The following is a 23,168-nucleotide window of genomic DNA, read 5'->3' on the forward strand; positions in this document are numbered from 1 at the left end:
TTACGTTTCACTTTTACGGTTGATAGATCCCAACGCCTAAATCATTTTCCTTTCGGGTTCGTGATATAACTGACATTGGCGATTCACTAACACGTAAATCCATTTCATCTTCAGTTCTAATCACTTTTCCTCGTAATGAATTTGGATAAACATCAGTAATTTCAACGTCAACAAACTTGCCAATCATATCAGGACGACCTTCAAAATTAACAATTCGATTGTTTTCTGTTCGACCGGTTAATTCCATAAGGTCTTTTTTGGATGGACCTTCAACTAAAATACGCTGTACAGTATTTAACATACGACGACTAAATTGCATAGCTTGCTGATTGATTCGTTCTTGAAGAATATAAAGGCGTTGCTTCTTCTCTTCTTCTGATACATTATCTTCCATTTCAGCAGCGGGTGTACCTGGGCGCGCTGAATAAACAAAGCTATAACTTAAATCAAAATTGACATCGGCAATCAGTTGCATGGTTTGTTCAAAATCTTGTTGTGTTTCACCTGGGAAACCAACAATAAAATCCGAACTAATTTGAATATCAGGACGCACTTTACGTAATTTTCGAATAATGGATTTATATTCAAGCGCAGTATGCGTACGTTTCATTAAGTTTAATACACGATCTGATCCACTTTGTACTGGCAAATGTAAAAAATTAACTAGCTCTGGTGTATCACGATAAACATCAATAATATCATCGGTAAACTCAATTGGATGACTGGTTGTAAAGCGAATGCGATCGATACCATCAATGGCTGCAACTAAGCGTAATAATTCAGCAAAGGAACAAATATCACCATCAAATGTGGGGCCTCGATAAGCATTAACATTCTGACCTAATAAATTAACTTCACGTACACCTTGTTCAGCCAGTTGCGCAATTTCATAAATGACATCATCACAAGGTCTGCTGACCTCTTCACCTCGGGTGTAAGGCACTACACAGTAAGTACAATATTTATTACATCCTTCCATAATCGACACAAATGCGGTTGGACCTTCGCTACGAGGTTCAGGCAGACGATCAAATTTTTCAATTTCAGGAAAGCTTACATCAACCACATGATTGTTGTTACCACTGCGAATCTGTTCAATCATTTCAGGTAAGCGGTGAAAAGTTTGCGGTCCAAAAATAATATCTACAAATGGTGCACGTTTACGAATTTGCGCACCTTCTTGCGAAGCAACACAACCACCAACACCAATGATGATATTTTTATTATGTTGTTTTAAGTTTTTCCAACGACCTAGTTGATGAAAGACCTTTTCTTGGGCCTTTTCTCGAATAGAGCAGGTATTTAATAATAAAATATCAGCTTCTTCGGCATTGTCTGTTAAGGTTAAACCATGGGTGGATTCAAGGAGATCAGCCATTTTTGTTGAGTCATACTCATTCATTTGGCAACCCCAAGTTTTGATATGTAATTTTTTGCTCATCAATAACTCAGCTATATTTAATTGTTAAAATGAAAACGGGTTTAAATCCGCGATTTTAGCGAGCCATATTGTAATCCTTTGTAGTTATAGGGTCTATAATAAAATAAAAAATGGCAACGCAAAACGTTAGATAGACCTTTTAGAATCCCTAAAAATACTGTCAAGAAGTTTCAGGTAGATATGTGTTTTAGTATAAAACTCTTTTTCAGGTATTTTTCAGATGTTTTGTGATTTTTGCTATTATGAAATATACCACCCGATGTTAAGATAGATAAAAATCAATAAAATCAAATTTGTAATATCATATAATTGTTTATTAAATGCTAATTGAGCTATAACATTAAAAATTGATGCTTTATTGATTAAAAAGTGGGTGAAGATAAGAATCATTCTTTTTAAAATCTTTATAATTTATGTTATTATTTGCGATTAACTCATATAGAAAATAAAGTGTTTAGATTAAATATGTCAAAAACATTTAGTCCTACAAAGCGCCTATTAGTTAAAGGTATTATTGCGACTTGTTTGTTATCTGTCACTCGTATAGGCTTTGCTGCAACAATGGCACAAGTTATTGCTGTGCGTGTTTGGCCATCATCAACCTATACAAGAATCACTTTAGAATCAAATATCAGATTAAAATACAAACACTTTCTATTGAGTAATCCGAACCGGATCGCAATTGATATTAGCAATATTAATTTAAATCCAACCTTAAAAAATATTTCTTCAAAAGTATTAAAGCATGATCCTTATATTAAATCGATACGCGTTGTTCAACGTGATCCTAAAACAGTGAGAATATTGATTGAATTAAAGCAGGGCGTTAAACCTAATACTTTTACCTTAGCACCGATAGCGAAATTTAAACATCGTTTAGTGATGGATCTTTATCCATCTAAACCCGCTTCCACCACAGATGATGATCCTTTACTTGCACTTTTAGAAGAGTATAAAAAAGGTGATCTCACTAAAAAACAATCTGAGATCAAAACACAAACGAATAAAAATAAAAATGCCCCGATTATCGTGGTACTCGATCCTGGACATGGTGGTGAAGATCCTGGTGCTATTGGCTACAATAAAACACGTGAAAAAGACATTGTTTTACAAATTGCACGGCGTACTTATAATTTACTTAAGAAAGAGCCTAATATAAAAGTCTACATGACACGTAATGAAGATGTATTTATTCCTTTAAAAGTACGAGTAGCTAAGGCACGATCTTTACATGCCGATCTATTTATTTCTATTCATGCTGATGCGTTTGCTAATCGTTCTGTTGGTGGTTCCTCTGTTTTTGCATTATCAACACGTGGGGCAAGTAGTTCCGCCGCAAGTTATTTAGCTCAAACCCAAAACGAAGCAGATCAAATAGGTGGCGTGAGCCGCAGTGGCGATAAATATTTAGATGATACTATTTTAGATTTAGTCCAAAAAACAACGTTAAGTAATGGTGTGTTACTTGGTAATGCTATTTTAAATCGAATGAAAAAAGTTAATAAGTTACATAAACCATCACTTGAAAAAGCAGGCTTTGCAGTGTTAAAAGCGCCGGATATTCCATCTGTTTTAGTCGAAACAGCCTTTATTAGTAATGTTACTGAAGAAAAAAAATTAAAGACTGCTTCATTCCAAAATCAGGTATCTAAATCAATTGTTGATGGTATTAAAGATTATTTGAAAAAACGTAAACATTAATATTGTACAAAAGTTTCAGAAAAACCTGTGTTTTAGTATAAAATTATTGAATAATAATCAAACATCTTTCAGCATCTAACTCTGGTATAGTTAATTTGATATTTTGTTTAAGCGTAAAACCATCAGGAATAGGATCAATATCACTTCCTTTTAAAGCATAAAAAGATCCGTGCTTATTAGGAAGGTGCTTACACCAATTAAGCATATCTTGCAAAGAGGCAAAAGCTCGGCTAATAACCCCATCAAATTTTTTATCGTTATACTCTTCGATTCGGCTTTGTACTGGATTAATATTTGTTAGCTTTAATTCAAACTGCACTTGCTTTAAAAAGCGAATACGCTTACCTAAGCTATCCACTAAATCAAATTGTTTAGTGGGGTTAATAATAGCTAATGGAACGCCTGGTAAACCAGGACCAGTTCCTACATCAATAAAGGTTTTGCCAGTTAAATAAGGTGATACAACTAAGCTATCCATAATATGCTTAACTAACATTTCGTTCGGATCGCGCACTGCTGTTAAGTTGTAAGTTTTGTTCCATTTGCTGAGCATTTCAACATAATGGATCAATTGATCTATTTGTGATTCAGAGATCGAAAGATCCGCTTGATCAATTAGACTAGTGAGTTTCTTTTTTAACATAATTTTTCTTTTTTAAATAAACTAATAACATTGAAATAGCAGCTGGTGTAATGCCTGATATACGAGAAGCTTGTCCTATAGATACAGGCTTATGTTGCTTTAATTTAGCCACAACTTCATTCGATAATCCAGATATTTCGGCATAATCAATATGCTCAGGAATAAGCGTTTCTTCATTGCGCTTTTGACGTTCAATTTCTTCTATTTGCAGTTTTATATAACCATCATATTTTACTTGAATTTCAACCTGCTCGGCAGCTTGTACGTCAGATAAGCCAGGTGCAAATAATGAAAGTGATTTCAATGTGTTATAACTCATTTCAGGCCTTTTAAGTAACTCTTCACCATTGGCTTCTTTCGTCAAATTAGCACTTAAAACAGCATTAACTTCATCGATGGTTTCAATATGAGGATGTACCCATATATCCTGTAATCTTGCTCTTTCTTGTTCAATAGCTTCGAATTTTTCATTAAAACGACGCCAACGATAATCGTCGACCATGCCTAGTTTACGACCTATTTCAGTTAAACGAATATCAGCATTGTCTTCGCGTAACATTAAACGATATTCAGCGCGCGAGGTAAACATGCGATAAGGTTCGTTAGTGCCAAGTGTACAAAGATCGTCAACTAGTACACCTAAATAAGCCTGATCGCGGCTTGGATACCATTGATCTTGATCATATGCAAAGCGGGCTGCATTTAAACCAGCAAGCATTCCTTGTGCAGCCGCTTCTTCATAGCCTGTTGTACCATTGATCTGTCCAGCTAAAAAGAGCCCTTTGATCACTTTACTTTCAAGTGTTGGTTTAAGATCCCTTGGATCAAAATAATCATATTCGATCGCGTAACCCGGTCTTATAATGTTGGCTTTTTCTAATCCTTTCATACTACGGACAAATGCAAGTTGCGTATCAAATGGTAAGCTTGTTGAGATCCCATTTGGATAGATCTCATTGCTATCTAATCCTTCAGGTTCTAAATAGATCTGATGAGAATTGCGATCGGCAAAACGCATGATCTTATCTTCAATTGATGGGCAATATCTTGGTCCTACACCTTCAATAATGCCTGTATACATAGGGCTGCGATCTAAATTAGATCTAATAATATCGTGGGTTGTTTCATTCGTGCTGGTGATATAGCAAGGGATCTGCTTAGGGTGTTCATTTGTATTACCCAAAAATGAAAATACTGGAACAGGATCATCACCATATTGCGTTCCCAATTTTGAAAAATCAATGGTTCTAGCATCAATTCGTGGTGGAGTACCAGTTTTTAAGCGCCCCATTCTAAACGAATATTGATGTAGTGATTTTGATAAGCCGATCGAGGCCGGATCGCCAGTGCGACCGCCACTATAATTATCAAGCCCTATGTGGATCTTACCATCTAAAAAAGTACCTGTTGTAAGTACAACAGCTTTGGCTTTAAAAGAAACACCCATTTGAGTTTTTACACCAATGATCTGATCGTTTTCAATGATCACATCTTCAACCGATTGTTGAAACAACATTAAATTTTCTTGGTTTTCAAGTGTTGTTCTTATCACTTTACGATACAGAGAGCGATCCGCTTGTGCACGGGTAGCTCTAACGGCTGGACCTTTGCTACTATTTAAGATCCTAAATTGGATCCCAGCACGATCGATAGCATGGGCCATTAAGCCACCCATTGCATCAATTTCTTTAACCAAGTGGCCTTTACCTATACCGCCAATGGCTGGGTTGCAAGACATTTGTCCTAATGTATTGATATTATGGGTTAAAAGTAGTGTTTTTCGTCCCATTCTTGCTGATGCCATGGCTGCTTCTGTTCCGGCATGGCCGCCGCCGACGATGATGACATCAAAAAGATCTGGATAAAACATAAAAAAGCCTCGTATTTATTTTGTGTACAGAAGATCGCTAATTTAGATCTGAAGATTTGGTTTATTTAGGGTAGGGAATTTTACTCATCTTTTCGATTACGTCAAATGATCTATTTTGATCGCGATCTAAATAAAATAAGATCTTTTAGATGATCTTTTTATTTTTATTATTATTAATGTGGATCCTTTTTGTTGATAACTCGTTTTTATAATTATTTTATAGGATCTTATCGATCATCTAATTCTGTTAATTGATCGGATCTTTTTTTATTTAAACTTGTTTATAACTATTATATTTATCCACAGAAGATTTATTGGGTAAGGTTATTAATGCGATCATAACAGCTTATGATCCTAATTTATCACAGAGTTATCCACAAAAAATAAATCTGTTTGCTTAATTTTTTATCTTTTATTGGTTTTATTTTATACTTGAGTGAAAGATCCGTTATTAAATAATTTAATCATGTTTCTATCTTTGTAATGCTGTTTTTTAATTTACTTGATATTTTTGTTTGGAATGATTTTAATCAATTACTTTATTTTACACCTGATATATCTCTTTTATTAAACCAATATTAATTGGGGTATTATTTTTTGTTATGTTGGAATATTTTTTGTATTTATGCCTAGCTTTAGGACAAAAGCTGCGTAGTCATTAGATTCAACCAAATAAAAAATATTTTTCAGATGAAAATAATTTATTTTTTATAAAAAAAAACGACAGGATGGTAAGCTATTACATAAATATGAGTATCAAATAATGCTTTGAAAATAAGGAAAAGAATCAGCAAGTCATTATTACATTAGTCGATAGATTCAGTTTTGCTTTATTATGTGGTGAATTAAGCTATATTTGTACAACTAAAGTACACATTAAATAATTTGAAGAGTAGGATATTTCACTTTTCTATAAAAGTGATTGATTTTTATAAAAGCAAATTTATACTTAACATGATTATGTTTTATTGTGAGGTTCGTTTATTACTCTTTCGCAGCTACCTTTACCTTTTTCATTACCCAATAATGAAACTTTTGATAGTTTTTATGTCGGTGATAATCGATTATTGTTTGATTCATTGCAAACCTTATTAGGTAAAGAGGGGTTTAATATCTTTTATATATGGTCGGCTAGCGCTGCGGGTCGAACTCACCTTTTACATGCATCAAGTCAAAATAAGTTAGCCAGTTATATTCCCTTAAAACAGTACTATCATCTTGTGCCTGAAATTCTGCAGGGGTTGGATCATTATGATTTAGTCTGTTTAGATGATATTGATGCAATAGCTGGTCATAGAGATTGGGAAGAAGCTATTTTTGATTTATTTAATCGTTTAACTGAAAAAAACGTGAGTAAATTATTGATAACGGCAAGTAGACCTCCTAAACAAATTTCTTTTATATTACCTGATTTGGTTTCTAGGTTATCTTGGGGTCAGGTTTATCAATTAAAAGAGCTTAGCGATGATGACAAGCTTAAAGCTTTACAATTAAGGGCACAATTAAGTGGGTTTGAATTATCAACAGAAGTTGGGTTATTTTTATTAAAGCGCGTTAACCGTGATATGCGTACACTGTTTTCTTTATTAGAAAAGTTTGAAGTTGCAACGCTTGCGCAACAGCGTAAATTAACCATTCCTTTTATTAAACATATTTTGGATTTGTAATATGAGCAAGAAACCTGATGCTATTGTTTTTTTTGATTTAGATGGAACATTATTTAATAGCCAAATTGATGTATTACCCAGCTCTTTGGAAGCTATAAACAAATTAAAACAAAATAATATTACACCAATGATGGCAACGGGTCGAACACCTTGTGAAGTGGTTGATTTAATGAAAAAGACTCAAATTGAGTCGATAATTGGCATGAATGGGCAAGTTGTTTTATATAAAGGCGAAAAGGTCTTTACTAATGATATTGATAAGGGTGTTATCGATCGGTTGTATCAATTTTCTAAACAGCAAACAGGTATTCCACTGTCTTTTTATAATTACGAAATTATGCGAGTGTCGCAAGATAGCCAACCAACTAAAAAATTTTATCGTTTCCTAAAAGAGCAAGTGCCGCCTGTTGATGATCAGATTTATTTAAAAACACCTATTCAGATGCTTTTATTACTTTGTGAATCAGGAGAGGCACTTTATCGAGATGTTTTTCCTGAGCTAACCTTTATTCGTAATACGCCTTACTGTGTTGATGTTTTTAATCATGGTGGATCTAAAGGGTATGGTATTACTAAGTTACTACAAAATAAAGGGTTTACTGATGTACCAACCTATGCCTTTGGTGATGGCATGAATGATTTTGAAATGTTTCTAACCGTTGATCATCCTATTGCTATGGGTAATGCTGTTGATGAATTAAAAGCACAAGCTGAGTTTGTTACGGATACAAATAATAATGATGGTATTGCTAATGCATTGAAAAAATTTGGATTGATTTAGAATTTTCCTATAAATAGGGATTAATATAAAAAATATAGGTTGGGAATAAAAATAATGGATAACTATAAGATAATATTTAAAAAAATAGTTTTAATATTAGGTATAACATTAACTACTTATTCTGCTAACGCTGATAATGAAAATATAATTAAATATATTTCGAAAATAAAAAATGTTAATACAATGAAACCTACTCTTCGAAGGATTGATGACACTATTATGATTGAAATGGCTGAAAGAATCTTTTTTTCAGAAGAAACACCATGTGGTAAAAAATATCAATCTATTAATGCTAAATCTATAGATCTATCTGATGAAGAATATTATGGCTCTTTTTGGTCCAATTTATCAACACACATCAAAAACGAAGAATATTTTCTTATTACTTCTGAACCATGCGATTCCATAAAAGGTGAACCTCTAATTACTAATATTCAAGTTTGTAATTCTGATATTTGTGATAAAAAGTATCTACCAGCGAATGATATCATGTGGATAATGGATTACGAAGGTAAGTATTATTTTACAGTTGAACATGATGCTAGTTATTATATTGATATTCCTTTAATTTTTGATGAAGATAAAAAGCTTTGGAAAATAAAGGGTTGGTATTTTAAAGATGATGACAACAAATTGCTTGATAAACCTTTATTGGCTTTTGATGGCTATACTAGCACTGATGTTACTAAAAATAATGAAATAAAATTTAGTAATTTTTTTACATTTTATTACCTTTCAGGTAATAAAATGAAAGAAGTACCTTATAACAGTAACGGTGAAATAGATGGACTATTTATTAGTTATCATGATACACCAGATAGTAAGGTTTTTGAAAAAGTTCCTTTTAAGAATAATAAAAAAGAAGGAAAAGCGATTGTTTTTTATAAAGATGGTTCTATTGAATCACAACCTATTTACCATCAGGATTTTAATATTGATGGATCATGTAATCATTATTTCCCAAATGGACAAATATATCGACAGCATACATATTTAAATGGTAAATATGAGGGAGACTATATTGATTATTATGAAAATGGTCAAATTTTAGAAAAATCAACTTATCATAATGGAAAAAAAGTTGGTATATCTGAAAAGTTTTATGACACAGGTGAACGTTATTCTATAAGTCATTATGATGATGAAGGACTTTCACATGGTGAATTTGTTATATTTGATAAAGATGGATCGAAAAAGACTAATTATATTTATGATCATGGAAAAACAATTGAACATAATAATTGGAAAAATGGAATAAAAACTGAAGAATCCTTTTATTATAATGAAAATAAACAGCAACATTTAGATGGCGTACATCGAGTTTGGTATGATGATGGGAAACTTAAGCTTCTTGAGAATTATAATAAAGGTAATAAAGATGGAGTATTTCAACGTTGGTATCCTAATAATAAGCTAGAATATGAAAAAATTTATAAAAATAATCAGTTGATAAGTTCAATTGAATGGAATGAAAAAGGTATTAAGGTATCTGAGGCATTTTATGATATGGATGGATTAGAACAAGGTGAATGGAAAGAATGGCATGATGATGGTACAAAGAAAAAAATAGCTATATATAAAAATGGTAAATTAGACAATCGTTTTCAGCGTTGGTATAAAAATGGACAACTAAAAGAAGATGAATTTTATAAACAAGATAAACTTGATGGTGTTCAAAAATATTGGCATGAAAATGGAAAGCTAGCTAGGGAAAAAAATTATATCGATGGAGTGTTATTTGGTACTTATACTAGTTGGAACGAAGATGGACTTGTTGAATCTATAATGGATTATGAGCAAGGTAACTTTGTATCTTTAGTATCGTATCGATATAATGATAATAATCAAAAAATAATTGAATATAGAAAAAAGTATGTTAATGGTAAAGCTGTGATTGAAAAAATCACCTTTGATGAAAAGGGTAAGGTTATTAATCAAACTACTCAAACAGAATAAGGCTTATTTTTTATGTGTTTATAAAAATTAAAATTTTTATTGATAAATAACCCCTAAACAAACAGCTTGGCTTGCACCAGTTACCTCGGGAATGTTTGATGGAATATTATTGATTCGACAATAAGCAAGCCAAGCAAAGGCTATTGCCTCCATATCATCGCCATTTATACCTTTTGTATCGGTTGTTAATACTGCCCATGAGGGTAATAAAGCCGATAATCTTTGCATAATTAGTGGATTTTTAGCACCTCCACCGCAAACTAAAAGCTCACAAGGTAATGCGCTGACTATAGGTAATTTATTTATTTCATTGGCAATGGATAAAGCGGTAAATTCAACCAGTGTTGCTTGAATATCTTGTGCTTTTAAATATGTTCCTGCTAATTTTTTATAAAGCCACGATAAGTTAAATAGTTCTCGTCCTGTACTTTTGGGGGCGGGTATTTGAAAATAGTCTTCTTGATATAAAAGGTTTAATAATTTTTGGTTTATTTTACCTGTTTTTGCCCATAATCCGCCCTTATCATAGTTTTTATCTAAGTGCTCTTTTATCCAACCATCCAGTAATACATTACCTGGACCAGTATCATAGCCTAGGGTGGTTTGATTGGGTATTAATACCGAAATGTTACTAATACCGCCGATATTTAGTATCACGCGATTTATTTGTGGATCTTGTAGTACTGCTTTATGAAAAGCTGGAACAAGTGGTGCGCCTTGTCCGCCATAAGCCATATCTTTACGACGAAAATCAGCAATAGTGGTTATACCTGTTTTTGCGGCAATGATATTGGCATCACCAATTTGTAAGGTAAAAGGATTATCACCGTTTGGTGAATGGTAAATTGTTTGTCCGTGACAGCCAATAGCTTTAATTTGTTGTTTATCGATATTATTATCTTTTAAAAACTTATTTATGCTATCAGCAAACAGTTTGCCTATTTGATGATCTATCTCACCTAAATTTTGTAATGTGGTTTGTTGGGTTTCACATAATTTTAGTAAATGCTGTTTTAAATCGGCGGGCATTGGATAGCAGTTGCTCGCTATTGATGCGACATTTTTTGCGGTAATATTTACTAAAGCAATATCAACTCCATCCATGCTAGTACCTGACATCACACCAATATATAAATTTTGCATAACTTTATCCTTGCCGAATGATTTTTCCTGTTTTGATGTCTTTTATTTCCGATGGTTGTGATCGATGACCTGTGTCACCGGCTAAAATGGGGAAATATGGACCAAATTGTTTGGCGACTTCGATGGCAGTTTTGCAAGGATTATGAGTAGAAAGATTAGCGCTAGTTGATACTATTGGTTTGCCATAAAGATCACAAAGCTTGCAAACTAAAGGATGATTAGTGACGCGTACCGCAATAGAATCAAATTTACCTGTCAAAAAATAAGGCGTATTTTTATTTTTAGGAAAAACCCAAGTAACAGGTCCAGGCCAGCTAGTAAGTGCTAACTGTTTTTGTTCATTGGTAATGGCGGATACATCTATGTAAGGAATTAGTTGGCGGTAACAGCTAGCAATTAAAATCAAGCCTTTATCTATTGATCGTTGTTTTAGTTGTAGCAACTTTAATACGGCTGATTCATAATCCGGATCACAACCTAGACCAAAAACGGCTTCAGTTGGGTAAGCGATCACTTCACCATTTTTTAAATAATTACTTATTTCCGATAGCGTTAATAAATTAGCCATTAAATTTGAATATCAACTGAGTACAATTGGTATTTATATTAAACCTAGGTTTTAGGTTTTGCAAATTAGCATGATTTAGCTTTTAAATGGTGGCAATAGTGAGTGTCATAGTCTATAGTCATTCCCAGTTTATTTGTGGAAAATGGTTAGCTGTAAGTTCAACGGCCTGTTGCATATTAATAATTTTAAGCCTTGAATCGATAATATTACCTAGTCCGCGAGCTTCAATATCACTGTTGATGATATAGCAATGTTCGGTTTTATGGATAATATCATTTAATAATGGATTATTTTGTATCGCCAGAACAACACCATTTTGCCAGAACAATACGGCATCTTGATCTGATATTAATTGTGGGTTTATGATTGAATGATTTGCTGTCGAGATTGTATGTAGCATTTTTTTCACTTTTTATACTAAAACGTAGGGTTTCCTGAAACTTTTTTACAAAATTAAGGTTATCTTGTTTGGTACATCTTTAATGGTTATTAGTATATAATAAGAACTATTTATTGAACAAAGAATTCATCATGAATCCGATTATTTTAACCGACGAGCAACAAACAATTTTGTTTGGTAGTAAAATTGCCAAACTGTGTTTAAACTATTTTTCCAAGCATGATGATACTATTGTTATCCATTTAATTGGCGATCTTGGTGCTGGTAAAACGACTTTTAGTCGTGGTTTTTTACAACAATTAGGCCATAAAGGTAATGTAAAAAGTCCAACTTATACATTAGTAGAACCCTATCATTTTGAAAACTTTTCTGTTTATCATTTTGATTTGTATCGACTTTGCGATCCTGAAGAGCTGGAGTTTATGGGGATTCGTGAATATTTTGCTTTGCGATCAATTTGTTTAATTGAGTGGCCAGAGCAAGCAAAAGGTATTTTACCTGGTGCTGATATTGAAATTCATTTGGCTTATTTAGCGCTTGAGCGCACCGCTTTTGTGCAAGCAACAAGCGAAAAAGGTCAAACAATCATTAATTTATCACAATAGAAGTAAACAATAAAAAGACGAATGAAAAAATTAATCACTATTTTTATGTTATTGCTGCTTTGTAGCTCTGTTTATGCTGCCAATGTTGTGGTTGTCGTCGATGCGGGTCATGGAGGTAAAGATTCCGGAGCAATAGGAAAAAATAACATATATGAAAAAACAGTCACGCTTTCAATCGCCAAAAAGCTTACTACTTTGCTAAATAAAGATCACAGTTTTAAGGGAGTATTAACCCGTAGTCGTGATAATTTTATCTCTGTTTCGCAGCGTTCGGAAATCGCCCGTAAAAATAGAGCTAATTTATTAGTTTCAGTACATGCTGATGCTGCGCCAAATAGGGAGGCTACAGGTGCATCGATCTGGGTCTTGTCAACTAAACGAGCTGATACAGAATTGGGCAGATGGCTTGAACAGGGCGAAAAACAATCAGAATTATTAGGCGGGGCTGGTGATGCGTTAAGCGACGATCATAATCCTCACTTAAGCCAAGCGGTATTAGATCTACAGTTTTCTTATTCTCAACAAGTGGGTTATGAGTTAGCAACACAAGTATTAAAAGAAATGAAAAAGACAGTAAAACTACATAAATCTGCCCCAGAATATGCAAGTTTAGGCGTATTACGTTCGCCAGATATCCCGTCAATTTTAGTTGAAGTTGGCTTCATTTCTAATGAAGGTGAAGAACGCTTGCTAAGTAGCAATGTTCATCAAGATAAGATAGCGAAAGCTATCTATCAAGGTATAAAAAATTACGTTAAACAAAATCCAAAATTTGGGGAACAACATTAATGGCAATTCATATCCTTTCTCCCCAATTAGCCAATCAAATTGCTGCTGGTGAGGTGGTAGAACGTCCCGCGTCTGTCATCAAAGAGTTAGTTGAAAATAGCCTTGATGCGGGTAGTACTCAAATAGATATTGACCTTGAGCAAGGTGGCTGCAAATTAATTCGTATTCGTGATAATGGTTGTGGTATTGCTAAAGATGAATTAGCGTTGGCACTTGCTCGTCATGCGACAAGTAAAATCAGTACGCTAGATGATTTAGACGCAATTATTAGTCTTGGGTTTCGTGGTGAGGCGCTAGCGAGTATAAGTTCGGTTGCTAGATTGACATTAACTTCACGTACCGCTGAACAATCCGAAGCATGGCAAGTTTATGCTGAAGGGCGGGATATGAAGCCGATGATTAAACCTGCAGCCCATCCAGTAGGATCGACTGTCGAAGTACTAGATCTGTTTTATAATACACCTGCAAGACGTCGTTTTTTAAAAACAGAAAAAACTGAGTTTATGCATATTGAAGAGTTTGTTCGGCGTATTGCACTTGCTCGTCCAGATGTTACCTTTAATTTACAACATAATGGTAAACTTGTTAAGCAGTATCGTTCATCAGCTCTTGAAAAACGAGTCGAATTAGTTTGCGGTCGATCTTTTATGCAAAAAGCTGTAAAACTAGATTGGCAGCATGATGATTTACTCATTCAAGGTTGGGTCACCAGTAGTGAAAGTAGTGATTTGCAGTATTTTTATGTTAATGGGCGAGTCATCAAAGATAAATTACTTAATCATGCATTGCGTCAAGCTTACATCAGTCGTACTAATGAACAACAAAGTTATGTGGTGTTTTTACAAATTGATCCAAAACAAGTTGATGTTAATGTTCACCCAGCCAAACATGAAGTCCGTTTTCATGAAGCGAGACTGGTTCATGATTTTGTTTATCAAGCGATTGTGATGGCCCTTGAATCAAATTTATCTGTAATAGAAGAAAAAGTAACCATAACCCCTAATCGACAAGCTGCCGGTGAGAATATTTTTAATCAAAAAACGGCTGCTGATTCTTATCAAACCCGTAGTCAATTATCGAAAAAACCAAATAATTATGCTAAAGAAAATGCATTGTATGGCGAGTTAGTCAATGTTGCACCTTCCCAAGAGACAGCGCAATTTGAGCAAAAACAGTCATTCTTATCGGTAGAAGAAAATGAAATAACTGAACCACAAAAAGCAGTTATTGAAGCATTATTTCCTAAACGAAATACGCCACTACAAGCATTGCAACAGCAACTTGATAGCTCATCATTAGTACAATTTGGTCGGGTATTAACGATTATTCAGCCCGATATTGCATTACTTGAAAAGTATGAAGATAATCAGCAAAAATTAATGCTGATGAAATTACCTATTGCTAAGCAAAAAGTGACTGCTATTAAATTATTATCACAAGACTCTGAAAAATTGCTTATCCCATTAACAATATTAATTAATCATAAAGAGCAGCAAGTTCTTTCTAGTTATAAAGCACAGTTGGATTTTTTAGGTTTTGATTTTTATATTGATAAAACAAAATTGTATTTGCAAAATGTTCCTAAAATGTTGCGCACTATCAATTGGCAGCAATTATTACCGGCATTAATTGCTTTTATATCCGATTCAAAAAATGGAGAGTTAGATCCTACACAAATAGCGGCTTGGTTAGCTAATCAGTATGATGATAATCGCACTATGATCTGGAGTGTGGCTAAAGTCATTGCGTTGCTTGCTCAATTAGAAGAGATAGATATTAATCTATTACAACAAGAATCATTTTTATATCCGATTGATATACAATCTTTAACTCAATCAATTTTATCATGAATAAACCAAAAATTATTTCATTAATGGGACCAACAGCATCGGGTAAAACGGCATTTGCTATGGCGCTTTACGATCGTTATCCTATTGATATTATTAGTGTCGATTCTGCTTTGATTTATCGCGGTATGGATATCGGTACCGCAAAGCCAACGAAAAAAGAGCAACAAAATTATCCACATAAATTGATTGATATTTGTGATCCCGCAGAGAGTTATTCAGCGGCTAATTTTAGGCATGATGCAATTGTAGAAATTGAAAAATCACTAAAAAAAGGTCGAATTCCATTGTTAGTTGGTGGGACAATGCTTTATTTTAAAGCGTTAATTGAAGGGCTTTCACCACTTCCAGCGGCCAATAGTGAAATTCGTGAACAAATAGAAGAAAAAGCCAATAAATTAGGTTGGCAAGCGATTCACGATGAACTAAAAAAAGTCGATCCCATTTCGGCTAAAAGAATTCATCCTAACGATCCACAGCGCCTTAATCGTGCTTTAGAAGTTTATTTAATCTCGGGTAAGAGTCTAACTGAACTGACGCAAGAAAGCGGTGAAGCGTTACCTTATGATATTATGCAGTTTGCTATTATGCCGCAAGATAGGGCACAGTTACATAAACGAATTGAACAACGTTTTTTACAGATGCTAGATCAAGGCTTTGAAGATGAAGTAAAACTGCTTATGCAGCGATCTGATTTGCATTTAAATTTGCCTTCTATTCGTTGTGTGGGGTATCGCCAAATGTGGGAATATTTAAATGGTGATATAAGTTATGATGAAATGGTTTTTAAAGGTATTTGTGCTACTCGTCAATTAGCGAAACGGCAGCTCACTTGGCTTCGTGGCTGGAAACAACCGATCACATGGCTAAATAATGATAATATGGACTCAATTTTCCAAAAAATATTATAAGTAGTAATTTTTATAGCGAGAATAATAGTATACAATTATGAATTGTATTGTTGGTAAAATTATGTACATTATTGTCAATAATTTAGTATTTTTTTATTTTTTTAGTTTAAATTTATTAAAAATTTAGTTATTTGTGCATAAATTTTAGTTGATCGGTTCAAGAGAAGCGCTTTTTATGTTATTTTGGTAGATACTAAAGATATATTTTAAATAGTATGTAAAAATACATTGATTACATCATAAATGTATTTATTTTATCTTCATATAATTATTTTTTAAAGGATAAACTTATGTCAAAAGGGCAGTCATTACAAGATCCTTATTTAAACTTGCTTCGTCGAGAGCACATTCCTGTATCAATCTATTTAGTTAATGGTATCAAGTTACAAGGACAAATTGAATCATTCGATCAGTTTGTTATTTTGTTAAAAAATACTGTAAGCCAAATGGTATATAAACATGCTATCTCGACAGTCGTACCATCTAGACCTATTTCTGGATTGGTATCTCAGCCTGAAGAGGGAGCTGAAAGCTGATATTTCAGTGGAGAATCTGATTGTTTGAACGATATAAAGGCGGTGAAACTGCCTTATTAGTCCATGTATTCTTCCCTCAAGAAAGTGATATCGAGGATCTTAAAGAGTTTGAAGTATTAGTTTCTTCAGCTCAAATAGATATTCTCGATATCGTAACAACTTCAAGAAAATCGCCTCAAACCAAATATTTTGTTGGTGAAGGTAAAGCGCTGGAAATCGCTGAAAAAGTTGATCAACTTGATGCTTCCGTTATTTTAGTCAATCATACTTTAACCCCCTCCCAAGAACGCAATCTAGAACAGTTGTGTAAATGTCGTGTTGTTGATAGAACAGGATTGATTCTTGATATTTTTGCACAACGAGCCAGAACACATGAAGGTAAATTGCAAGTCGAGCTAGCGCAGTTACAACACCTTTCAACTCGATTAGTTCGAGGTTGGACGCATTTAGAACGACAAAAAGGGGGAATTGGTTTACGAGGTCCTGGTGAAACGCAACTAGAAACAGATAGACGATTGATTCGTCATCGTATTCAGTTGATTTTATCAAGGCTTGCAAAAGTCGAAAAGCAGCGAAATCAAAATCGTCAATCAAGAAATAAAGCTGATCTATCAACAGTATCTTTGGTTGGTTATACTAATGCAGGTAAATCAACACTATTTAATGCAATAACCAATGCTGAAGTGTACGCTGCTGATCAGTTATTTGCTACGCTCGATCCAACGCTACGGCGGATTATTGTTGATGATGTTGGCGAAGTTGTTTTAGCTGATACAGTTGGTTTTATTCGTCATTTACCCCACGATTTAATTGCCGCTTTTAAAGCGACACTACTTGAAACGCAAGAAGCCACTTTATTATTACATGTTATTGATGCTGCTGATCCAAATATATTGGATAATATGCATGCTGTTGATGAAGTGTTGCTTGAAATTGACGCCAATGAAATTCCAACATTACTCGTTATGAATAAAATTGATTTAATTGAGGGTAAACAGCCAGGTATTGATCGGGATGAAAACGGCATACCAATTCGAGTTTGGATTTCAGCGCAAAATAGTTTAGGATTGGATCAATTATTTATTGCTTTAAAAGAAAGGTTAGCCAAGCAAATTCAAGTTTGCCATTTAAGTTTACCTGCTTATTTAGCAAGACTTAGAAGCCGTTTATATCAGTTAAACGCGGTAGAAAATGAATTTATTAATGAGGATGGTAGTTTTCATCTAGATGTGAGAATTCCCTCAGTTGAATGGAATCGCCTCTGTAAACAAGAGCCAGATCTGTTATACTTGATCAATAAGCAAAATAACAACTAATTGTTAAATGGAGCATATAAAATATGGCGTGGAATCAGCCCGGCAATAACGGACAAGATAACGACCCATGGGGAAATAATAACAAAAAACCAACAAATAATTCATCTGGTGGTTTATTTGATAAAATTAAAGACCTCTTAAAAAAAGGTAATTTAGGCAATAATAGAGGGAGCTCGGGAATTAAATTACCAATGAATACTGCTAAAGTTATTATATCTATAATCATTTTACTTGTTCTTGTTTGGTGTGTGAGCGGTTTTTATACCATTAACCAAAGTCAACGCGGTGTGATTACTCGCTTGGGGCAAGTCCAACCAGAAATTATTCAACCTGGTTTAAATTGGCATCCACCATTGATTGATAAGGTGTATAAAGTTGATACGCAAGGTACGCATAATTTTAATGTAAATGGTTTTATGATAACAACGGGTGAAGATCTAGTCTTTGTTGAGATGAATGTTCAATATCGCATTAGTAATCCTATAAAATATTTATTTAATGTCACTAATGTTAAAGATAGTCTACAACAAGCTGCTGATAGTGCTTTACGTACTGAAGTGGGTAGCTCAAGTATGGATGATATTTTAACTGATGGGCGTTCAGCATTGGAAACCCGTACAAAAGATGAGTTAGTCAATGTTATCAATAATTACGATATGGGAATTAGTATAGTGGATCTTAATTTCCAATCAGCTCGTCCTCCTGAAGCAGTACAAGAAGCCTTTAATGATGCAATGAATGCTCGAGAAGACAAAAAACGTGAAATAAATAAAGCGGCTGCCGAAAAAGTTCAACAAGTACAGCAGGCAGAAGGGCGCTCTGCAAGAATTTTAGCTGATGCTAATGCTTATAAGGTTAGAGTGGAACTCGAAGCTGCAGGAGATGTGGCCCGTTTTGAAAAAATCTTACCACAATATAAAGCAGCACCAGAAATTACTAAAGAACGGCTATATATTGAAACCATGGAAAGAGTATTATCTAAAACCAATAAAATTATAGTTAATGATAAAAGCGGAAATTTAATGGTATTGCCTCTAGAACAGTTATTAAAAAATAAAAATGACAAAAAATCTGAAACAATGACTTTATCAAACTCAAATAGTGAATCTAATTTTAATATGCCGATCTCCTCTGAAACGATAAAAGATCAACCTCAGGCAACGCAAGCATCCCCTAAAGAGGTTAACAGCGGCACTAATAACACTATTAATGCGGGCAATACTACACGGACTCCGCGGTTTATGGGAAGATAAGGAGAAAAATATGCGCAAATTATTGATTCCTATAGTATTTATTTTAATTGGTATGTTTTTTTCTAGTGCTTATGTTGTTGAAGAAGGGACTTGTGGCATCGTTTTACGTTTTAATAAAATTATAGAATTATCTGGTCCTGGATTACATTTTAAAATACCAGGGATGGATAATGTAAAAGTTGTTGATGCTAAAATCCAAACAACAAATAGTTCTGATAGTGTAGGTCGAGAACAAAAGTTCATAACACGTGAAAATAAAGATTTAGTTGTTGATTATTTTGTACAATGGAAAATTGTTGATTTTAATCGATACTATGAAACTATTGCTGGCGGTAATAGTGTTGAAAACTTACTCCTTGCTCGATTAAATGGTCGTTTAAGAGCTGAAATTGGTAAATTAGATATCATTGATATTATTAATGATACAAATAATAATTCGCGTAATTCTATAATGACACGGGTAAAAGAAGCATTAAATGGTACAGCTCAAGAATTAGTTAAAAGCGAATCATCCGAAAAGCTCATTGGTGAAACTGAAAAAGACTCCGAAAGCAATAAGACGAGTATGCGATCTTTTGGTGTTGAAGTGATTGATGTTCGTATAAAGAAAGTTAACTTTCCTCAAGAAATATCTAATTCAATTTATGAACAAATGAAAGCGGCTCGACAAGTTGTTGCACAAAATCAACGTTTTCAAGGTGTTAAAAAAGCGGATGAAATACGAGCAGAGACTACGCTAGAAGTAACAAAGATATTATCCGAAGCTGAACGCCAATCTCGAACTATTCGTGGTGAAGGTGATGCCAATGCCGCTAAGCTTTATGCAGATACTTTTGGTAAAGATATCGAGTTTTTTAGCTTTATTCGTAGTTTAAAAGCTTATGAACAAAGCTTTACAGGCAATGATATTATGGTCATTAGTCCTGATAGTGAATTTTTTCAATATATGAAATTAAAATCTAATAACTAATTGAATGAGATAAATAATCTATGAGTAATAATGTTGTTGTGCTAGGTACACAATGGGGTGATGAAGGCAAAGGTAAAGTTGTTGATTTACTCACAGAAAAAGCAAAATATGTTGTTCGTTATCAAGGTGGACATAATGCTGGTCATACATTAGTGATTAATGGTGAAAAAACCGTATTACATTTAATTCCATCAGGAATCTTACGCAATGATGTGATAAGTATTATTGCTAATGGTGTTGTACTATGTCCTGATGCCTTAATGAAAGAAATGAACGAGTTAGAAAAAAGTGGTATTCCTGTTAAAGAACGGCTCCTCATTTCTGAATCATGCCCTTTAATTTTACCGTACCATATTGCATTAGACCAAGCGCGAGAAAAAGCGCGTGGCAGTAAAGCTATTGGAACAACCGGGCGCGGTATTGGTCCTGCTTATGAAGATAAAGTGGCACGGCGTGGGCTTCGAGTTGGTGATTTATGTGATCGCCAAGCTTTTGCTGAAAAATTAAAAGAAGTGATGGAATATCACAATTTCCAACTAGTTAATTATTACAAAGCAGAAACAGTAGACTATCAACAAGTTTTAGATAATACATTAGCGATAGCTGACATTTTAGTTGCTATGATTGCCGATATTCCCGCGCTTTTAGAAGAAGCACGCAAAAAAGGCGAGAGAATTATGTTTGAAGGGGCGCAAGGTACATTACTTGATATCGATCATGGTACTTATCCTTTTGTGACTTCATCTAATACTACAGCCGGTGGTGTTGCTACAGGTTCTGGTTTTGGTCCACGTTATGTTGGTTATGTGCTAGGCATTGTTAAAGCTTACTCTACACGTGTTGGTGCCGGTCCGTTTCCTACAGAATTATTTGATGAAACCGGTGAGTACCTATGTAAGCAAGGTAACGAATTTGGTGCAACAACAGGTCGTCGTCGTCGTACTGGATGGCTTGATGCTGTTGCTGTTCGCAAGGCTGTACAACTTAATTCTGTTTCAGGATTTTGTTTAACCAAACTCGATGTGTTAGATGGACTTAAAGAAGTGAAGATCTGTATTGGTTATCAACTACCAAATGGTGACGTCATTAAAAATGCTCCTGCGGCAGCAGAAGAGTGGAGTTTAGTTAAACCTGTTTATGAATCAATGCCTGGCTGGAGTGAATCAACCTTTGGTATAAAAAGTTATGATGCTCTTCCACAAGCAGCTAAAGCTTATATTAAACGGATTGAAGAGTTAACCGAAACACCAATTGATATTATTTCAACAGGACCAGATCGAAGTGAAACAATGATTTTACGTGATCCATACCAAAACTAATTTAGCATCAATCAAATCGGGATAATTGTCCCGATTTTTTTTAGGATGTTGTTTTCCAGAAAAAGTTCACAACAATAAGAGGAAATTATGACCAAACTAGGGACGCCATTATCACCAACTTCAACTAAAGTATTACTTTGTGGTGCAGGAGAGCTTGCTAAAGAAGTTGTCATTGAGTTGCAACGGTTTGGTTGTGAGGTCATTGCTATTGATCGTTATGCTAATGCACCTGCGATGCAGGTTGCTCATCGGTCCTATATTGTTAATATGCTTGATGGGGATGCTCTAAGAAAAGTCATTGAAGCAGAAAATCCAGATTATATTGTTCCAGAAATTGAAGCTATTGCAACATCTACACTCATTGAGTTGGAAGAAAAAGGCTTTACTGTTATTCCAACTGCAAAAGCAACACAACTAACCATGAATCGTGAGGGAATTCGTCGACTTGCAGCGGAGGAGTTAAAATTACCAACCTCACCTTATCGATTTGCTGCAAATGCAACTGAATTTAGAAAAGCAGTCAAAGAAATTGGTTTTCCTTGTTTAGTCAAACCCGTTATGAGCTCTTCAGGCAAAGGACAATCATTATTAAGAGGCGAAGCAGATATTGAATCTTCATGGATATATGCACAAGAAGGTGGGCGAGCCGGTGGTGGAAAAGTGGTTATTGAAGGTTTTATAGATTTTGATTATGAAGTGACATTATTGACCGTCAGGCATATTCATGGCGTCTCATTTTGTGAACCTATTGGACATCGCCAAGAAAAAGGAGATTACCGAGAATCTTGGCAACCACAACCAATGTCTAATGAGGCATTAAACTTGGCAAAAGATATAGCAACCAAAATAACTGATGCCTTAGGCGGGCGAGGCTTGTTTGGTGTGGAATTATTTGTTAAAGGAGATCAAGTATGGTTTAACGAAGTTTCTCCTCGTCCTCATGATACAGGTATGGTTACACTTATTTCACAAAATTTATCTGAATTTGCGTTACATACTAGAGCAATATTGGGACTACCAATTCCCATTATTGAACAATATGGTGCAAGTGCTTCAGCTGTTTTAATAGTAGAAGGCGATTCAAAACAAGTCTCCTTTGCTAATTTAGATAAAGCATTGAATGAGCCACAAACTGATTTACGCCTATTTGGTAAACCAGAAGTAAAAGGAACAAGAAGGATGGGCGTTGCGTTAGCTAAATCGGTAACGGTAAAAGAAGCTATTAATAAAGCTATTAATGTAGTAAAACAAGTAAAAATAACCTTATAACTAGTTGTTTTGTGCAAAAAGCAGTCATTTAATTTAAAAAAAGCAAAATTTATAAAATAGGGGTTGACGTATACGAGTGAAGTGAGTAACATACGCAACCCTTGAGACAGCAAACTAAATTAACAAAATGTTGATTGAAAGTTGAAGCTGTTAGCTCTTTAAAAATAAGAAACAGACAATCTG

19 protein-coding genes and 1 pseudogene are annotated in these 23,168 nt (G+C 34.3%); 14 read left to right on the forward strand and 6 right to left on the reverse strand.

The features are described from left to right. Positions 1–13: 13 nt before the first annotated feature. Positions 14–1,441, reverse strand: a complete 1,428-nt coding sequence (miaB, locus tag GQ593_RS07245) for a tRNA (N6-isopentenyl adenosine(37)-C2)-methylthiotransferase MiaB (protein ID WP_160431429.1) — start codon at positions 1,439–1,441, stop codon at positions 14–16. A 465-nt stretch (positions 1,442–1,906) separates the two neighbouring features. Here miaB and GQ593_RS07250 point away from each other — a divergent pair, with 465 nt between their 5' ends. Beyond that, positions 1,907–3,142, forward strand: coding sequence for an N-acetylmuramoyl-L-alanine amidase (locus tag GQ593_RS07250; RefSeq protein ID WP_160431430.1), 1,236 nt, complete (start codon positions 1,907–1,909; stop codon positions 3,140–3,142). 43 nt (positions 3,143–3,185) lie between these two features. Here GQ593_RS07250 and rsmG read toward each other — a convergent pair whose 3' ends face one another. Further along, positions 3,186–3,785 (reverse strand): 16S rRNA (guanine(527)-N(7))-methyltransferase RsmG, encoded by a 600-nt coding sequence (gene rsmG / locus GQ593_RS07255; RefSeq protein WP_160431431.1) that lies wholly within the window; start codon positions 3,783–3,785, stop codon positions 3,186–3,188. Beyond that, a complete protein-coding gene (gene mnmG, locus GQ593_RS07260; RefSeq protein WP_160431432.1) occupies positions 3,763–5,655 on the reverse strand; it encodes a tRNA uridine-5-carboxymethylaminomethyl(34) synthesis enzyme MnmG in 1,893 nt (630 codons plus the stop codon). Before mnmG ends, rsmG begins: the two co-directional genes overlap by 23 nt. Before the next feature lie 983 nt (positions 5,656–6,638). Between mnmG and hda the strand changes: the two genes are divergently transcribed. From hda to GQ593_RS07275, 3 genes are read left to right on the forward strand one after another with little or no spacing between them, the layout of a single operon-like run. After that, the gene (gene hda, locus GQ593_RS07265) at positions 6,639–7,322 is read left to right on the forward strand and encodes a DnaA inactivator Hda (RefSeq protein WP_085247622.1); all 684 of its coding nucleotides are present in this window, start codon (positions 6,639–6,641) and stop codon (positions 7,320–7,322) included. A 1-nt stretch (position 7,323) separates the two neighbouring features. Next, positions 7,324–8,103: a Cof-type HAD-IIB family hydrolase gene (locus GQ593_RS07270; protein WP_160431433.1), complete on the forward strand. Its 780-nt coding sequence runs from the start codon at positions 7,324–7,326 to the stop codon at positions 8,101–8,103. A 54-nt stretch (positions 8,104–8,157) separates the two neighbouring features. Next, complete coding sequence (locus GQ593_RS07275) at positions 8,158–10,059, forward strand: toxin-antitoxin system YwqK family antitoxin (RefSeq protein WP_160431434.1); 1,902 nt, start codon at positions 8,158–8,160, stop codon at positions 10,057–10,059. Between the two features lie 36 nt (positions 10,060–10,095). Here GQ593_RS07275 and GQ593_RS07280 read toward each other — a convergent pair whose 3' ends face one another. From GQ593_RS07280 to tusB, 3 genes are all read right to left on the reverse strand, one after another. Further along, positions 10,096–11,202, reverse strand: a complete 1,107-nt coding sequence (locus tag GQ593_RS07280) for an anhydro-N-acetylmuramic acid kinase (protein ID WP_160431435.1) — start codon at positions 11,200–11,202, stop codon at positions 10,096–10,098. A 4-nt stretch (positions 11,203–11,206) separates the two neighbouring features. Beyond that, positions 11,207–11,770, reverse strand: a complete 564-nt coding sequence (locus tag GQ593_RS07285) for a Sua5/YciO/YrdC/YwlC family protein (protein WP_160431436.1) — start codon at positions 11,768–11,770, stop codon at positions 11,207–11,209. Between the two features lie 118 nt (positions 11,771–11,888). Further along, positions 11,889–12,170: a sulfurtransferase complex subunit TusB gene (gene tusB / locus GQ593_RS07290; protein WP_160431437.1), complete on the reverse strand. Its 282-nt coding sequence runs from the start codon at positions 12,168–12,170 to the stop codon at positions 11,889–11,891. A 128-nt stretch (positions 12,171–12,298) separates the two neighbouring features. Here tusB and tsaE point away from each other — a divergent pair, with 128 nt between their 5' ends. The 10 genes and pseudogenes from tsaE to purT all read left to right on the forward strand — a co-directional run bounded on the left by tsaE (position 12,299) and on the right by purT (position 22,985). Further along, positions 12,299–12,775: a tRNA (adenosine(37)-N6)-threonylcarbamoyltransferase complex ATPase subunit type 1 TsaE gene (gene tsaE / locus GQ593_RS07295; RefSeq protein ID WP_160431454.1), complete on the forward strand. Its 477-nt coding sequence runs from the start codon at positions 12,299–12,301 to the stop codon at positions 12,773–12,775. 63 nt (positions 12,776–12,838) lie between these two features. Further along, positions 12,839–13,543: pseudogene (locus GQ593_RS07300) on the forward strand (N-acetylmuramoyl-L-alanine amidase); the annotation flags it as partial. A gap of 20 nt (positions 13,544–13,563) precedes the next feature. Further along, a complete protein-coding gene (mutL, locus tag GQ593_RS07305) occupies positions 13,564–15,414 on the forward strand; it encodes a DNA mismatch repair endonuclease MutL (protein ID WP_160431439.1) in 1,851 nt (616 codons plus the stop codon). Beyond that, entirely contained in the window at positions 15,411–16,322 is a 912-nt protein-coding gene (gene miaA, locus GQ593_RS07310; protein ID WP_160431440.1) for a tRNA (adenosine(37)-N6)-dimethylallyltransferase MiaA, read from the forward strand. The genes mutL and miaA overlap by 4 nt, the downstream gene beginning before the upstream one ends. A gap of 290 nt (positions 16,323–16,612) precedes the next feature. Continuing rightward, positions 16,613–16,858 carry an RNA chaperone Hfq gene (gene hfq / locus GQ593_RS07315; RefSeq protein ID WP_065638023.1) on the forward strand — a complete coding sequence of 82 codons (246 nt, stop codon included), beginning with the start codon at positions 16,613–16,615 and terminating at the stop codon, positions 16,856–16,858. A gap of 20 nt (positions 16,859–16,878) precedes the next feature. Continuing rightward, on the forward strand, positions 16,879–18,174 hold the full coding sequence (hflX, locus tag GQ593_RS07320; protein ID WP_160431441.1) for a ribosome rescue GTPase HflX: 1,296 nt from the start codon (positions 16,879–16,881) through the stop codon (positions 18,172–18,174). Positions 18,175–18,197: 23 nt separating this feature from the next. Continuing rightward, entirely contained in the window at positions 18,198–19,427 is a 1,230-nt protein-coding gene (gene hflK / locus GQ593_RS07325) for an FtsH protease activity modulator HflK (RefSeq protein ID WP_160431442.1), read from the forward strand. Positions 19,428–19,437: 10 nt separating this feature from the next. Further along, positions 19,438–20,397, forward strand: coding sequence for a protease modulator HflC (hflC, locus tag GQ593_RS07330; RefSeq protein ID WP_160431443.1), 960 nt, complete (start codon positions 19,438–19,440; stop codon positions 20,395–20,397). A 20-nt stretch (positions 20,398–20,417) separates the two neighbouring features. Further along, positions 20,418–21,716, forward strand: a complete 1,299-nt coding sequence (locus GQ593_RS07335; RefSeq protein ID WP_160431444.1) for an adenylosuccinate synthase — start codon at positions 20,418–20,420, stop codon at positions 21,714–21,716. A gap of 87 nt (positions 21,717–21,803) precedes the next feature. Beyond that, on the forward strand, positions 21,804–22,985 hold the full coding sequence (gene purT / locus GQ593_RS07340; RefSeq protein ID WP_160431445.1) for a formate-dependent phosphoribosylglycinamide formyltransferase: 1,182 nt from the start codon (positions 21,804–21,806) through the stop codon (positions 22,983–22,985). Positions 22,986–23,168: the final 183 nt, after the last annotated feature.

The sequence above is a fragment of the Gilliamella sp. Pas-s25 genome (assembly GCF_009795885.1).
GTDB lineage: Bacteria > Pseudomonadota > Gammaproteobacteria > Enterobacterales > Orbaceae > Gilliamella.

What these genes read in the sequence shown, in the direction of transcription:
- miaB (WP_160431429.1), bottom strand. Translation starts at nt 1,441, where the DNA reads ATGAGCAAAAAATTACATATCAAAACTTGGGGTTGCCAAATGAATGAG.
- GQ593_RS07250 (WP_160431430.1), top strand. Translation starts at nt 1,907, where the DNA reads ATGTCAAAAACATTTAGTCCTACAAAGCGCCTATTAGTTAAAGGTATT.
- rsmG (WP_160431431.1), bottom strand. Translation starts at nt 3,785, where the DNA reads ATGTTAAAAAAGAAACTCACTAGTCTAATTGATCAAGCGGATCTTTCG.
- mnmG (WP_160431432.1), bottom strand. Translation starts at nt 5,655, where the DNA reads ATGTTTTATCCAGATCTTTTTGATGTCATCATCGTCGGCGGCGGCCAT.
- GQ593_RS07270 (WP_160431433.1), top strand. Translation starts at nt 7,324, where the DNA reads ATGAGCAAGAAACCTGATGCTATTGTTTTTTTTGATTTAGATGGAACA.
- GQ593_RS07275 (WP_160431434.1), top strand. Translation starts at nt 8,158, where the DNA reads ATGGATAACTATAAGATAATATTTAAAAAAATAGTTTTAATATTAGGT.
- GQ593_RS07280 (WP_160431435.1), bottom strand. Translation starts at nt 11,202, where the DNA reads ATGCAAAATTTATATATTGGTGTGATGTCAGGTACTAGCATGGATGGA.
- GQ593_RS07285 (WP_160431436.1), bottom strand. Translation starts at nt 11,770, where the DNA reads ATGGCTAATTTATTAACGCTATCGGAAATAAGTAATTATTTAAAAAAT.
- tusB (WP_160431437.1), bottom strand. Translation starts at nt 12,170, where the DNA reads ATGCTACATACAATCTCGACAGCAAATCATTCAATCATAAACCCACAA.
- mutL (WP_160431439.1), top strand. Translation starts at nt 13,564, where the DNA reads ATGGCAATTCATATCCTTTCTCCCCAATTAGCCAATCAAATTGCTGCT.
- miaA (WP_160431440.1), top strand. Translation starts at nt 15,411, where the DNA reads ATGAATAAACCAAAAATTATTTCATTAATGGGACCAACAGCATCGGGT.
- hfq (WP_065638023.1), top strand. Translation starts at nt 16,613, where the DNA reads ATGTCAAAAGGGCAGTCATTACAAGATCCTTATTTAAACTTGCTTCGT.
- hflK (WP_160431442.1), top strand. Translation starts at nt 18,198, where the DNA reads ATGGCGTGGAATCAGCCCGGCAATAACGGACAAGATAACGACCCATGG.
- hflC (WP_160431443.1), top strand. Translation starts at nt 19,438, where the DNA reads ATGCGCAAATTATTGATTCCTATAGTATTTATTTTAATTGGTATGTTT.
- GQ593_RS07335 (WP_160431444.1), top strand. Translation starts at nt 20,418, where the DNA reads ATGAGTAATAATGTTGTTGTGCTAGGTACACAATGGGGTGATGAAGGC.
- purT (WP_160431445.1), top strand. Translation starts at nt 21,804, where the DNA reads ATGACCAAACTAGGGACGCCATTATCACCAACTTCAACTAAAGTATTA.